The following is a 13866-nucleotide window of genomic DNA, read 5'->3' as shown; positions in this document are numbered from 1 at the left end:
CCGAGCCCAGTGGCGGCTGATCTGGCGCCGGTGGTGACGGCCGCCTGCGATGGCGCCTGCAGTGGCAACCCCGGCCCCGGCGGTTGGGGGGCCTTGCTGCGCTTTGAAGATGGCAGGGTCTGGGAATTCGGAGGCCGCGAGGCGGCCAGCACCAACAACCGCATGGAGCTGAGAGCGGCCCTGGCGCTGCTGGAGGTCCTCCCCGATCTGCCCCGGCATCCCAGCTTTTCGATTCGCACCGACAGCCGCTACCTGATCGACGGCTTCAGCAAGTGGCTCAACGGCTGGAAGCGCAAGGGCTGGCGCACAGCCTCGGGAGGCACCGTGCTCAACCGGGACCTCTGGGAGGCCCTCGATCGGGCTCGCCTGCCCGATGTGCCCTTCGTTCATGTCAGGGGCCACAGCGGCGACCCCGACAATGACCGCTGCGACGCCATCGCCGTCGCTTTTTCCCGCGGCGGACGGCCGCCCCTGGCGGGGCCCGGCGGCGCCGGCAAAGGCGGCGAGGCGGCATCCCTGGACCCGGTCAAGGCCTCGATCCTTTCGGTCTCAAGCGCTCGCGCATCAGCCGCAGGGACCGCCCAGGTTCCTGTGACGGCTGCCCCCGACCGGGCCGCCACCGATGGCGACGACGACGCCCCCGTGGAGCCAGCGCCACGCCCGCTGCAGGACCTGCTGAGTCGGCTTGAGCTGGCTGATCGGCTGGCGCGCGGGGGCTATGGCCTGAGTGCCATGGAGCTGGCCCAGCTGGTGGAGCAACCGCTGGCCAAGGTGCAAGCCCGCCAGCGCTCCTGGCACTGGCGGGACTGGCAGGTGCGCCCCCAGGGCGACGGCCGCTGGCGGTTGGTGCGGGAGGGCTCCGATGGCTGAGCTCCCCCCCCCGGATCTTGGGCCGGCGCCGGCAGCGCTGCTCCCCACCGAGGCGTTGTACCGCCGCTGGGTGGGTCCTCTTTTGGCCCGTGATGACGGCGCCGATGCCGAACAGCTCAGCGCGATCACCCTGGCGGCCCTGGGCCAGGCAGCCCTGCGGCGGAACTGGCCGATCGTGGCCGGCAGCCTGGCGGGGCTGGCTTCGGAGCTCCAGCGCCGGGACCCCCGCCTGGAGCAGACCCTCTTCGGTTGCCGCTTTGCCAACCCTTTGGGGTTGGCGGCTGGTTTTGACAAGAACGGTGTGGCGGCGGCGATCTGGCACCTGTTCGGCTTCGGTTTTGCCGAGGTGGGCACGGTCACCTGGCAGGCCCAGGCCGGCAACCCCCGGCCGCGGTTGTTCCGGCTGGCGGCCGAGCAGGCTGCCCTCAACCGCATGGGCTTCAACAACATCGGCGCCGAGGCGGTGCGTCGCACCCTCGAACGCCAGCAGTTGCCGCCGACGGGCCAGCGCCCGGCGGTCCTGGGGATCAACCTGGGCAAATCCCGGAACACCTCCCTGGAGCTGGCCCCCGATGACTACGCCTCGTCCCTCGAATGGCTGTCATCCCTGGCTGACTACGCCGTCATCAACGTCAGTTCCCCGAACACCCCGGGGTTGCGGGAGCTACAGGAGGAGGTGCAGCTGCGGCGATTGGTCGAGCGGTTGCGGCGCCTGCCCGCCTGCCCACCCCTGCTGGTCAAGATCGCCCCGGACCTGGAGGATGACGCCATCGATGCCATCGCCCGCCTGGCCTACGAGGAGGGGCTGGCCGGTGTGATTGCTGTGAACACCAGCTTGAACCGGCTCGGTCTGGAGCAGCGCCGGTTGGCCCAGAGCGGACGCACCCTGGCGGAGGAGGCGGGGGGGCTGAGTGGTGCTCCGTTGCGGGCCCGGGCCCTGGAGGTGATTCGGCGCCTGCGGGCCACCGCCGGTCCCTCGTTGCCTCTGATCGGCGTGGGCGGGATCGATTCACCCCAGGCGGCCTGGGAGCGGATCACCGCCGGTGCCTCGCTGGTGCAGCTGTACACCGGCTGGATCTACCGGGGGCCGGTATTGGTGCCGGCCATCCTTGAGGGTGTGTCCGCGCAACTTGATCGCCACGGATTCAGACAACTTGGTGAAGCGGTCGGCAGTGGGGTTCCCTGGCGCTGAATGACCGATACCCTTTAGTCACATTTGGTCGCCCTGGGTTTTGGTGCTCTCCGGTGTCCAGGATCGAATCAAGCCGCTGAAGGCCTGGCTGTTCCCACCCAGGGTTCTGCTGGAACTTGAGGATCGCTGGCTGACGCTCTCCGCCTTCCCCTCCCGTGGCAAGGTGCATCGGGCCACGGTGCTGCAACGGGTTCCCCTGCCTGCCGGTTCGATCGTGGCCGGCGAGCCCCGCCGCAATGAGGCCATCGGTGATCTGATCGGTGATCTGCTCCTGGAGCACGGGCTCAATGGGGCCCGGATCGTGGCCACACTCCCCCACCAGGCCACCCAGTGGCGATTGGTGCAGTGGGCGACTCCCGGCTGGCCGGCGAATGCGGAAAAGGAACTTGAGGATCTCAATCCAGATCTGGGCCTGTCCTACCCCCTCAAGACGGCCTATGTGACCTTGCTGCCCCTGGGCCGCTCCGATTCCAGGGATCCCGCCAGCTCTCTCCTGGTGACCGTTCGGCGCGCGGCTGTGCAGGCGTGGATCGATATCTTCACCCTGGCCGGGGTGGAGTTGGAGCGGCTGGAGTCGGCCCAATTGAGTGAATGGCGGGCCCTGGACCCTCTTTTGAAGCGCGTTCCAAGCGGCGGCTTGTTCGTTCAGGTGGATCTCTACGAGAGCGGTAGCCGTGTGGTGCTCTACTCCAACGGTGTGCCCGAATACGAGCAAGCCCTGCCGGTGGCGGGCCGTCCGGTCCAGGCGGATCTCAACAGGGAGCTCGTTCAGCGGGTCGAAGCGATCGTTCGTTATTGGCGGGAGCAGGAGCCTGGTCTCACCTCCGTGCAGCTGGGGCTTGTCGGAAGCTATGCGGAACGGCAGGATCTTGTCGATTTGTTCCGTCGTTCAGAGGCTTGGAGCTTGGAATCGGTGGATGTCTTCAAGCTTGGCTGGATCGTTCCACCAGGGACGGGCGGCGAGACCCCCCTCCCCAATGGTTCCCAGTTGTTGAGGGTGGCAGGTCTGCTCCAGGAGGAGATCAACCCATGACCCGATCGCCTGGTTCGGTTGATCTGCTGCGCCAACGGCGCCTGGAGTTGGGGTTGCCCGAGCGCCCCGAGGCTCCACCCGATTTGTCTCGACTCCTCGTCCTGGGGGGCCTGGCCGGAGCTGGCCTTGTGCTCCTCTCGCTTCTGGTTTGGCTGGGTCTTCGCTTCCGACTTCAGGTGCTGCAAGCCGAGGTGGCTCAGCTTGCAGATGTCCCTGCCCAGGTTCAGGGAATGAAAGGAGCGCTTGCGGCGTCGATCGGGCGCGTCAAGACCCTGAAGACGGCCAACAAGGGATTGACCGAAGGTCTGGTGGGTGTGCGATCAGGCTCGGCCTTGCTCACCCAGCTAGCCATGATCACCCCTGCTGGGGTTCAGCTCACCAACGGCGATGTGCAGGGCAACAGTCTCACCCTCAAGGGCGTTGCGGCCGATCCGCAGGCGTTCCGCCGAATCAATGCTCTGCAACTCCAGCTCGCCAATGCACCGATGTTTGAGGCAGGCGGCATTGAAGTGGTCAAGGTGAGCCGTGAGCCGGCGCCCGCGTCTGCCCAGGCCCCTCCAGGTTCTGCCCCACCCACCAAGGTGACCTTTGAGATGAAGGCTGAGTTCAGCCCGGCGGCCAAGTCCTCCAACCTCGCTGAATTGCAGCGGCTCGGGGCCGAGGGTATGGCCCAGCGCATGCGTGTGCTCGCCCGAGCGGGGGTGCTGCCATGACCAATCTGCAGGCAGGGGCATCAAGCAACACTGGGATCACGGGCATTTTCACCCGTGAGCGGTTGCTGGTCGGAGTTCCGGCTGTCATCGGCGGCGTGGTTGCTCTGGGTTTTCTTGGATTGGCGGTCGTTCCTCTCTGGCAGCAGGTACAGAAGGATCAGCAGCAAGTTGATGATCTTCGTCAGCAGAAAGAGTCGCTTCCGCTGCTCCGCAATCAACTGGCGGTACAGCAGACCAATGAAGAAGAGGCCAATGCCTTGAAGACCAAGCTACTGAGTTTGATTGCCGGCAGTGGCAGCATGAACACCTTCTTGGCCCAACTCAGCGCTGAAGGACTTCGCACTGGAGTTCAACTCGATGCTTTTGAGCCGATTGCAGTGGCTGCCCCTCTAGCTGCCACCACACCGGCTACCCCTCCTGCTCCAGCTACACCTCCGCCTGCGGGTCAAGCGGCTCCTGCTGCCCCCCCGGATCCTTTGCTTGCCCCAGGGATTCAGAAAACATCCCTGTTAATCGGCGCCAGGGGTCGCTACCCCCTGGTGCTGGCCTTCCTACGCCGGCTTGAGAGTTTGGGGCTCCTGGTGGTTCAGAGCGATCTCGTCCTTGGCCTTGAACCAGAACAGCCCACATCAAGCCCGTCTGCTGAAAGAGTCGCGCCACGGACGACGTTGAAGTTGAATGTGGCGCTCTATTCCAAGGCTCCTGAGCCTTCGGGAGGTAAAAAGCCTTGAATTGCTTCTCTCGCGATGGTTTATCAATCCGTTCAGCGGTACGATCCGCAGGTCTTGGAGGTTGTCAGAGTGGTGGTAGCTGTGGTTAGTCAGCGTTGGTTTCGTTGGGTGGCCGCCACCGCCGTGCCCGTTCTGCAGTTGGGCGCCCCCGGTGGCGCTGCCTTGGCCCAGGCGGTTCCGCTCACCGTTCAGTCTCAACCAGCGGCGCAAAACCTGGTGCTCAAAGCCCGGCGGCTGAGTGATTCAGTTGAGGTGTTGATCGAAGGCACGGGCCCGGCCCCGGTCCTGCAACAATCCAACAGCGGTGGTCTTTGGTTTGGTCAATTGTCCACCAGCCAGCCCTTGCGGCTGGGGGCTGGATCCCAACGCCTGGCCTTGCCAGAGGCGGGGATCGAATCGATCACTCTGCAGGGATCGGGTGGCAGCTATCAGATCCAGGTGAAACCGATGGGGGGGGCTCCTCTGGCGCGGCCACTGATCAGCGCCGACGGCCGCAATCTGCTCCTCTCGTTCTCCGCGAATCCCCTGGCTACGACCGTCACCGGACGGCTCGACCTCAATACGCCAGGGCGGGTGCCCCAGGTGGCCTTCGCTCCGCCGCTCCAGCCGCGGGCCGTTGCTCCACCTCTCGGCGATATGGCGGTGGGAAGCATGGTTCTGAGGAATCGCAGTTTTGTGAATGTGAGCGGACCTCGAGTCACGTTGACCTTGCGTAATGCCCCAGCCAAAGATGCACTGATGGCTTTGGCCCAGTTGGGTAATTATGGATTCGTCTATGTCGAAGGCCAGTCCAGTGGATCTGGTCTTGCTGGAGCATCAGCGGCAACGGCGGCTCTGCCCCCGCCGTCCGTTTCCATTGCGTTCCGCAATGAAAGTTATGCGCGTGCGATCAACTCTGTGCTCCTGGCTTCTGGTCTCCAGGGCAAGCTGGAAGGAAGCATGATTTTCGCGGGCCCTAATGTGGCCTCCAAGACATTCGGTTCTCAGATTTCCAAGATCTACCGCTTGAATCAGGCCTCGGCAGGATCAGCTGCCGATTATCTTGCAAGCCTAGGCGCAACTATTAACAAGGTTTCCGTCATTACAAATACCGTGTCCCAGGGTACATCTCAGGCCAATCAAGTCGCCGGAGGTGCCTCCACACAGCAAACTCAAACCCAGGAAGTCACCACGACAGAAACGTACGGTGCCAGTACTGGGCCCCTCAAGGGTCTAACGGGAACGACAGACTCCCGGCTTCAGACCATCACGCTTGTCGGCGATTCTGGGTTGGTGTCTGTGGCCGAGAACTACTTGCGCCAGCTTGATCTACGCCAGCGACAAGTTGCCTTGTCAGTGAAGATCCTGGACGTCACGCTCGACAACGATGCGGCGATTCAGAATAGTTTTGCCTTCCGCTACGGTAACAACTTCATCGTCAATGACAATGGCAAATTGCTGGGTGCCTTTGGATCTCAGTTGCCTCCCACTTCGAACGATTTTCGCCGGGGTGTTCCTGACGATCTCACGCAGGAAGTTACCTCAGGCACTGCTGCGGCCCCGGGAACAATCACGACCACTGGCACCAACCTCCCTGGGCTCAGTACGACAACCACAGGTTCGGTGAATGGTGCCCCCGTCAGCGGAAATCAGATTCTTGATGCCTTTCGCCGCAATCCCGGGGTGAACTTCCCCCGCGACAACTTCTACAACTTCATCCAGGCGAGCATCCAATCACAAACCACCAAGGTATTGGCCAGCCCAACTCTCATTCTCAGTGAAAATCAGGATGAACTGCGCGGAGGTGCTGAGACGGCTGCCACCTTGGCCACTGCCGGTGGATCCAGCACCGGTGGATCTTCCAGCGTAGGCGTTGCCAGTATCGGTCGACCGAGGGCTAACGAATCCTTCATCACCGTGGGTGAGCAGGTGATCACGAACTTCACCGTCACCGTGGGCACCAACGGCAACGGTAACTCCTGTCAGCCTCAATTTGGTATCGCCGGCTTAACTTTCGGTGCCCGGGTTTCTAAAATTGATGACAATGGCTTTGTGACCTTCTCCCTTTCACCTCAGGTCTCCGCGGTGACGAAGCAGCAGCCCGTTCAGGGTTGTGGGACGATCGACATTCTTTCGGTCCGTCGTCTGGATTCAGGCAGTTCCCGTGTGCGGGATGGTCAGACCCTCATCCTTACCGGTGTGATTTCTGATTCGGATACCCAGACTGTGACCAAGTGGCCAATTCTTGGAGATATCCCATTGATTGGACAATTTTTCCGTGCATCGAACGGATCCCGAAAGAAGCGCGAACTTGTGATCCTTGTTACTCCTCGAATTATAAATGATACTGAAGGAGGAACTTTTGGCTATGGTTACAACCCATCAACTCCTGAGACTCGTCAGCTATTGAGTTCGCCGTAACGGTCCATGGGCCGCTTCGCTTAAGTGCGTCTTTCTGGGGGTTCCTTCTCAGATGGCTCCCATCGCTTTAACGGCGAGGGGAGCGATGAATTGAAAGGCGGCCATTGCGCCCCCCAGTAGCTGGGAGCCAAGCCCATTTCCGCCTTTGCCTCCTTTCTTCCCGTTGAGCAATTCCGCTGAAGCTTTCTTCAGTTGCTCGGCTGGTTCTTTGTCTCCAGCCTGTTCGTAGAGTGTTGCGGCATAGGCGAAGTCCTGGGCGGCCAGTTCGTTTTTGCCCAGTTCAACCCGACTGATTCCCCTGGCCACCCAGGAGAGCGCTGCATCGGGCTGCTTGCGGATGGCGTCGCCGAAGAAACGCTCCGCCTCCGGGTACCGGCCTTGGATCGCCGAATCGGCTCCGGCGTTGTGCAGAGCGGCGTAGCTCTGGGAGGCGCTCGACACCCCCACCGCCTTCTCCCAGTGGGTGCGGGCCAGCGCATCGGGGTCGAACAGCGCGTCGCTGAGGTCGGACGAGCGCAGATCCGTTCCTTGCAGGAGCGCACCCCTCAGGTCGGCACCCCGCAGGCTCGCCCCGGCCAGACTGGTGTAGCTGAGGTCGGCGCCGCCCAGCTTGGCTCCATCGAGGCGGGCTCCACTCAGATTCGCCCGCTGCAGCTTGGCCTTGCGAAGGTCGCCATCGCGCAGATCTGCCTGCACCAGATCGGCGTCCTGCAGTTTGCAACCCACGCAGCTCCGGCTCTCCAGCAGCCGGATCAGTTGGGTCTGATCCGCTGCCTGGCCTGGGCCGGCGGCCAGGCCACCGACCAGGGTCAGGCTGATCAATGGGAGAACCTTGCTCATCGCTGGCGTGGAAGCTGCCAGTGTTCTAACCAGCTCGGCTGCAGGCGTCGAATCGCCGTTGCCAGGTCGTGGCCCGGCTGTCCTTTGCGCCGGGCCGCGCGTTGTCGTTGCCCCGGGGGAGCAAAGCGCCGTTCGCTATAGCGACGCTCGAGTTGCTTCAACGGCGGCGTCAGGCTCGGATGCCGCTCCCCCACCCGCGCGCAGAAGGCCTCCAGACTCTCGCCCGCCATCGGTGTGAGGCCGAGCCGGCCCAGGGGCCGCAGGCTGCGTTCCAGCTCGCGCCTGAGCCGATCTCCGGGCCGCTGCTGCCAGCGATCGAGCAGGTGCAGCACGAGCAATGTCCCGCCAACCGCTCCAGCCATGGTGACCAGCAGGAGCACCCCTTGCCAGTCCTTCCAGGGCCCCAGCCACTGGCCCAGCCAGGCCTGCTGGGCTGGTCCATCGAAGCCCAGCATCCAGCGGGTCCAGAGCAGATCGAGGCTGCCCCAGCGTTGGCCCAGTTGCCTCAGCCAGGCCGGGCCGAGGCGCAACAGAGCCAGCTCGCCGGGGCGGTCCGCCAGGCTGCCCGCCAGGCCACGTTCGATGCGGGCGGGGTCCACCCAGCCGGTGGGATCCACGCGCACCCAGCCCTCGGGGCCCAGCCAAACGTCACTCCAGGAGTGGGCGTCGCTCTGGCGCACGTCGAGGTAGCCCTCTCCGCCGCTGGCTGGCCCCACCCATTCGCCCCCCTGATAGCCCACCACCACCCGGGCGGGCACCCCAGCGGCCCGCATCAGGGCGGTGAAGCTTGCGGCGTAGTGCTCACAGAAGCCCTGCTGGCTCTGAAACAGGAAGGCATCCAGGGGGGCCAGCCTCGGCAGGCGGCCGGGATCGAGCGTGTAGCGGAACGGCCGCTGCCGGTACCAGCTTTCGGCGGCCTTCACACGCTCGCGGGGGCTGGCCAGCTGGCCCCAGGACTGCCCCAGGGCCTCCAGGCGCGGGTTGCTGCCCCAGGGGAGCTGCAGCTGCTGGGGGGAGGGGGGCCGCTGCCTCCAGCCACCGGCCTGCTCGGTCCGCCTGATCGTGTAGATCGGACGATCACCGATCAGGCGTTGGCTGCGAAGCACCCCCTGGTCGTTGGTGCGCAACTCAGGCGATGCAGGCACGCCTGCGCCTGACCACGGCAGCTGGGGCAAGGGCCAGGGCTCCAGCAACCACAGTTGAACTCCTTCCCTCGCCTCCGGCTTCGCTGCTGCGGGGGCGGTCGGGCTGGGCCGGGAGGACACCTTCGGCTGACGATCGGCCACACCCCAGGCCCAGCCATCGAAACCGTCGAGCACCAGCACCCGCCAGTAGCGCTCCCTTGCGGGTGGTGGCGGATCATTGCCGAAGCTCACCCGCAGGGCCGGAGAGGCGTCTCGCACCAGGGTGCTCAAGCCGCCTGGGTCGAGCTGGTCGGAGAGCCCGGTGCGGCCGGTCTGGTTCTGGGGCAATTGCCAGAGGGGTCCCAGCCGTGGCAGGAGCAGAAACAGCAGCAGCATCAACGGGATTGAGGCCCCCAGCAGCCGCAGGGTCTGGCCCAGCACCCGTCGTGCGGGCGGCACCGCCCCCAACTCCTGGCACACGATCGCCCCGATCGCCACAAGGGCTGTGGCCCCCTGCAGCAGGCTCGTGGCCAGGCCGGGGTTGACGACCGCCAGCACCCCCAGGGCGAGCAGCTGCGTGAGGGCGCTGTGCTGCAGCTCCGAAGGTCTGCGCGTCTCCCGCAATTTTAGGGCCGCCAGCACCACCAGCACCGTCACCCCCCAGAACAGGGGGTGGAGTCGATCGCTCATCACCACCTGCAGCACCAGGCTGCCCAGGCCGATCTGCTGGAGCCGGATCGCCCGGGGGCTGAGGGGGCCGTGAGCTGGTCTCATGGCAGGACCTCGCCCATGGCTGACGGGCCATTCATGCCTTGCCATCGGTGACGTGCCATCAGAGCCGGGCCAGGGCCCGCAGGCAACGCTCCCGCTGGCCCTTGCCGCTGCCCATCGGGATCGTCAGGTCCCCCAGCCGCAGGCCGTAGGACGCCTGGCCCTGGCCCAACTGGGCGATGCGAGCGCTCAGGTGACACAGGCCCCGTTCCCTGGGGACCTCCGGGTGGAGTGCGAGCAGGCCGTGGCGGGGCACCGGATCCTCGAAGCGCTTGCTGTAGCGGCCTCCGCTGCGGGCCAGCTGTTTCCAGGCCAGCCGCCCGAGGCCCTCCTCGGGCCGGTGGGGCCGCAGGTCGCTCCAGTCATCACTGCCGGCAGGGCGCGCGCCCGTGCGCGCGGGTTGATCCGCGGTCTTTTCCCCCTCTGCCACCACCGCCACGGGCCCGTCCAGGCGCTGGGGGTAGACCAGTTGGGGGACGCTGGGCTCCCAGACGCTCCAGCAGTGGAACAGCCCCAGGGGCGCCGTGGACCAGATCCGCAGGCGCCCGGGCCTGAGCTCCCCCCGCTGGGGGCTGCTCCAGGCCACATTGATCAGCTGTTCGCCTGGGGTCAGCGTCACGGCAGTGATCGACCCACCGCTGGAGCGGAACTGGAGCTGCAGGGCATAGCGGTTGACCCGGCTGTTGAGCCAGAGGGGATAGGACAAGGTCTCGCCGGCGAAGCCCCCCGCCGGCTCACCGCAGCGCAGGCGCAGCCCCTGCAGGTTGAACTGGGTGAGGTGCAGGCTGATCAGAAGCAGGCCCGTGCCCAGAAACCCCAGCAGCAAGGGGCCATTGCTGCCGCCGTTGATGCCCAGCAGGTAAAGCACCAGGCAGCTCAGCAACCACAACCAGCCGAAGCGGGTGGGGAGGATGTAAAGGTTGCGCAGCCCGAGCACCAGTCCATTGCCCTGTCTGGGGCGGATCAAGCGGTCGGGGAAGCGCTCACGGGCCTTGGTCATGGACGATCGGTCCCCTCAGCGCAGGCCATCCACCGCCTCCAACAGCGGACGGCAGAGGGCGTCCTCCGCCCCCTGGGGCGCGCCGCCATCGAGCCGGTGCTCGCACACCGCCGCGAACACTGCCTGAATGTCGTCGGGTTTGACGAAATCGCGCCCCTCGATCAGCGACCAGGCCCGGCCCGCCTGCAGCAGCGCCTGGGCGGCCCGGGGTGAGAGCGCCGCACCGTTTCCGGCCAGGGTCCCGGTTCCGGGCCCCGCTTGGCGGCTCTGGGCCACCAGATCGAGCACGTAATCGAGCAGTGCGGCGGAGGCGTGCTGCTGGCGACAGCGTTGTTGTTCCTCCAGGAGTTGCTGCGGGCTCAGCAAGGCGTGCAGCTCGGCCAAGGCCAGGCCTTCCCCCGCCAGCAGGGCCCGCTCCGCCTCCCGGTCGGGGAAACCCAGGCTCAGGCGCATCAAGAAGCGGTCGAGCTGGGATTCCGGCAGCGGCGCGGTGCCGGATTGATCGAGGCCGTTCTGGGTGGCGATCACGAAGAAGGGCTGGGGCAGTGGGTGGCTGGTGCCATCCACGCTCACCCGTCCGGCCGCCATCGCCTCAAGAAGGGCGCTCTGGGTGCGCGGGCTGGCCCGGTTGATCTCATCGGCCAGCAGCACCTGGGCGAACAGGGGGCCGGGCTCAAAGCGGAATGCGCCCTGGTTCTGATCGAACAGGCGGATGCCGGTGAGATCGGCCGGCAGCAGATCGCTGGTGAAGTGCACCCGGCGGAAATCCAGATCAAAGCTGCGCGCCAGGGCCTCAGCGAGGGTGGTCTTGCCCATCCCGGGCAGGTCCTCGAAAAGCAGGTGCCCGCCGGCCACCAGGCCGCTCACCGCCAGCCGCACTTGGCGCTCCTTGCCGAGCAGCACGCGGCTGATCTGGGCGACGACAGAGACCAGGGAGGTCATGGGGCGGCGCAGGTGGCGTCAGGCTAGGGGGATTGGCCCCTTTCCCCTTGTCCAGCGCACGCCCCGCTCCGATCGAGCGCCATGGCGGCAACCTCGAGGCCACCGCCCGGCGCCTGGGCTGCCGCCCAGACCAGCTGCTGGATGCCAGCGCCTCCCTGGTGCCCTTCACCCCCGCCGCCGCCCTGCGCCGGGCCCTGCGCAGCGCCCCGCTTCGCGCCTATCCCGATCGCACCTACACCTCCCTCAGGGAGGCGATGGCCCGCCTGCACGGGCTGGATCCCGCCCAGGTGCTGCCGGGCAATGGCGCCGCTGAGCTGTTCACCTGGGTGGCACGGGAGGCCGCGGCCGCCGGCGTCAGCCTGCTGCCCGCCCCGGGCTTCGCCGACTACGAACGTGCCCTGGGCTGCTGGGGGGGTGCCTGGCGGCACCTGCCCCTGACCCTCGATTGGCCTGCCGTCTGGCCCCTGCCGTTTCCGGATCCCGGCCTTGCGCAGGTGCCCGCCCAGGTGCTTTGGATCACCAACCCCCACAACCCCACGGGCCAGCTGTGGTCGCGCGCCAGCCTTGAGCCTCTTCTGGATCGCCTGGCGCTGGTGATCGTCGATGAGGCCTTTTTGCCTTTGGTGCCGGGGGGGGAGGCCGAATCCCTGATCCCTCTGGTGGCCGAGTACCCCAACCTGGTGGTGATCCGCAGCCTCACCAAACTGTTTGCCATGGCTGGCCTGCGCTTGGGCTATGCCGTCGCCGCGCCCGAGCGCCTGCGGCGCTGGAGCGGCTGGCGCGATCCCTGGCCCGTGAACGCCCTGGCCGCCGCCGCCGGTGAGGCCCTGCTCACCGATGGGCACTGGCCCCGGCGGGTGCGCCGCTGGGTGGGCTCCGAGGGCCCCTGGTTGCACCAGCGCCTGGCGGCCTTGCCGGGTCTGCACCCCCTGCCCTCGGCGGCGAATTTCCTGCTGGTGCGTGGCGAGCGCTCGTTGGTGCCCCTGCGCGAGCGCCTGGAGGACCAGCACCGGGTGCTGTTGCGCGATGGCCGCTCCTTCACGGGCCTGGGGCCCGAATGGCTGCGGATCGGGCTTCAGGACCGCCCTGGCAACCAACGGATCCTCAGGGCCCTGGCCTGGGAGCTCAGGGCCCTGGCCTGAGCGCTTCGAGCAGGGCCACCAGCTGCCTGTCGGCGTCGCGCACCGCCAGGCGTCCCATGCCATGGCGCAGCGTGAGCAGGGGATCAGCGGCGCCATCGGTACCTCGCAGACGGGGCCCCAGCAGGTGCCAGATCGCCTCGCCCAGGGCTGTTTCGTCGGGCGAGTGCTGCCAAACGATCACCGCCGCCCCCAGGGCCGCCGCTGCTGCTGCATTGGCATCCTGGTGGCGGTCGGCGGCCTGGGGAAAGGGCACCAGGATCGCGGGTGCCCCGCTCACGGCCAGTTCCGCCAGGCTGCCGGCCCCTGCTCGACTGAGCACCAGATCGGCGTGCTGCAGCAGGCCCGGCATCTCCTCGCTGAAAGGGAGCTCCAGGTAGAGGGGGTGCTGGAGGCGGCCCGCCTCCGGATCGCTGCTGCCGCTCAGGTGCACCACCCGCACACCGGCGGCCAGCAGGGCGGGGAGCCGGGGGCGCAGCATCCGGTTGAGCCCCACGGCCCCCTGGCTGCCCCCCATCACCAACAGCAGCGGGCCCTCCCCGCGGGGCACCCAGCCGGGCAGGGCGGCGGGCTCCAGGAACGCTCGGCGCACGGGGGTGCCCGTGAGCAGGGGGTGGCAGTTCGGCAGCCGCCGCTGGGCCTCCGGGAGCCCCACGGCCACCCGCGTGCACAGCCGACCCAGCAGACGGGTGACGCGCCCGGGGACACCGTTGGATTCGTGCAACACCACCGGCACGCCGCAGCTTCTGGCGGCCAGGATCACTGGGGCGGCGATGTAGCCACCGGTGCTGAACACCAGCTGAATCCGCTCCCGCCGGATCAGCCGGCGGACGTCGCGGCTGGCCAGCAGCAGCCGGAGCAGTTGGCAGAGCTTGCGCAGGCCCCGGCCCTGGAGGCCGCCCGCCCGCACGGTGTGCAGTGGGTAGCGGCTGGGCACCAGTTCGCGTTCGAGCCGGTCGGGCACCCCCAGCCAGCACACCGACCAGTCGGAGGGCAGGGCATCGGCGACGGCCAGGGCGGGGAAGAGATGGCCCCCCGTCCCGCTGGCGGCGATCAGAAGCCGGGTCATGGATGTCAGCTGAGGCGCCGCTGGCGCGGGTGAGCGCGCCTA

General features: G+C 66.8%; 12 protein-coding genes. 7 read left to right on the top strand and 5 right to left on the bottom strand.

Features of this window, described 5'->3' with window-relative positions:
* The first annotated feature begins 9 nt into the window (after positions 1–9).
* The 6 genes from KBY88_RS09450 (at position 10) to KBY88_RS09425 (ending at position 6939) form a co-directional block, all read left to right on the top strand.
* A complete protein-coding gene (locus KBY88_RS09450; protein WP_254939676.1) occupies positions 10–870 on the top strand; it encodes a ribonuclease H family protein in 861 nt (286 codons plus the stop codon).
* Positions 863–2062 carry a quinone-dependent dihydroorotate dehydrogenase gene (locus KBY88_RS09445; protein WP_254939675.1) on the top strand — a complete coding sequence of 400 codons (1200 nt, stop codon included), beginning with the start codon at positions 863–865 and terminating at the stop codon, positions 2060–2062. The genes KBY88_RS09450 and KBY88_RS09445 overlap by 8 nt, the downstream gene beginning before the upstream one ends.
* A gap of 43 nt (positions 2063–2105) precedes the next feature.
* The gene (locus KBY88_RS09440; protein ID WP_254939674.1) at positions 2106–3095 is read left to right on the top strand and encodes a type IV pilus biogenesis protein PilM; all 990 of its coding nucleotides are present in this window, start codon (positions 2106–2108) and stop codon (positions 3093–3095) included.
* Positions 3092–3808, top strand: a complete 717-nt coding sequence (locus tag KBY88_RS09435; RefSeq protein ID WP_254939673.1) for a PilN domain-containing protein — start codon at positions 3092–3094, stop codon at positions 3806–3808. Before KBY88_RS09440 ends, KBY88_RS09435 begins: the two co-directional genes overlap by 4 nt.
* Entirely contained in the window at positions 3805–4539 is a 735-nt protein-coding gene (locus KBY88_RS09430; RefSeq protein WP_254939672.1) for a hypothetical protein, read from the top strand. The genes KBY88_RS09435 and KBY88_RS09430 overlap by 4 nt, the downstream gene beginning before the upstream one ends.
* Before the next feature lie 108 nt (positions 4540–4647).
* Positions 4648–6939, top strand: a complete 2292-nt coding sequence (locus tag KBY88_RS09425; RefSeq protein WP_254939671.1) for a type II secretion system protein GspD — start codon at positions 4648–4650, stop codon at positions 6937–6939.
* A 48-nt stretch (positions 6940–6987) separates the two neighbouring features.
* Here KBY88_RS09425 and KBY88_RS09420 read toward each other — a convergent pair whose 3' ends face one another.
* Genes KBY88_RS09420 through KBY88_RS09405 form a run of 4 tightly spaced genes read right to left on the bottom strand, consistent with a single transcriptional unit; the run spans position 6988 to position 11616 of the window.
* A complete protein-coding gene (locus tag KBY88_RS09420; RefSeq protein ID WP_254939670.1) occupies positions 6988–7779 on the bottom strand; it encodes a pentapeptide repeat-containing protein in 792 nt (263 codons plus the stop codon).
* Positions 7776–9677 (bottom strand): transglutaminase TgpA family protein, encoded by a 1902-nt coding sequence (locus KBY88_RS09415; RefSeq protein ID WP_254939669.1) that lies wholly within the window; start codon positions 9675–9677, stop codon positions 7776–7778. Before KBY88_RS09415 ends, KBY88_RS09420 begins: the two co-directional genes overlap by 4 nt.
* Positions 9678–9735: 58 nt before the next feature.
* Positions 9736–10674, bottom strand: a complete 939-nt coding sequence (locus tag KBY88_RS09410) for a DUF58 domain-containing protein (RefSeq protein WP_254939668.1) — start codon at positions 10672–10674, stop codon at positions 9736–9738.
* Positions 10675–10689: 15 nt separating this feature from the next.
* Positions 10690–11616, bottom strand: coding sequence for an AAA family ATPase (locus KBY88_RS09405; RefSeq protein ID WP_254939667.1), 927 nt, complete (start codon positions 11614–11616; stop codon positions 10690–10692).
* 47 nt (positions 11617–11663) lie between these two features.
* On the opposite strand from KBY88_RS09405, the gene KBY88_RS09400 reads away from it, so the two are divergent.
* Positions 11664–12758 (top strand): pyridoxal phosphate-dependent aminotransferase, encoded by a 1095-nt coding sequence (locus KBY88_RS09400; RefSeq protein WP_254939666.1) that lies wholly within the window; start codon positions 11664–11666, stop codon positions 12756–12758.
* Here the strand turns inward: KBY88_RS09400 and KBY88_RS09395 are convergent.
* Positions 12742–13824 carry a UDP-N-acetylglucosamine--N-acetylmuramyl-(pentapeptide) pyrophosphoryl-undecaprenol N-acetylglucosamine transferase gene (locus tag KBY88_RS09395; protein ID WP_254939665.1) on the bottom strand — a complete coding sequence of 361 codons (1083 nt, stop codon included), beginning with the start codon at positions 13822–13824 and terminating at the stop codon, positions 12742–12744. The genes KBY88_RS09400 and KBY88_RS09395 overlap by 17 nt on opposite strands.
* Between the last annotated feature and the right edge of the window lie 42 nt (positions 13825–13866).

Source organism: Cyanobium sp. Morenito 9A2 (assembly GCF_024345575.1).
GTDB lineage: Bacteria > Cyanobacteriota > Cyanobacteriia > PCC-6307 > Cyanobiaceae > ATX-6F1.
The sequence above is the reverse complement of the archived record's forward strand: the minus strand, read 5'-3'. Positions and strand labels throughout refer to the sequence as shown.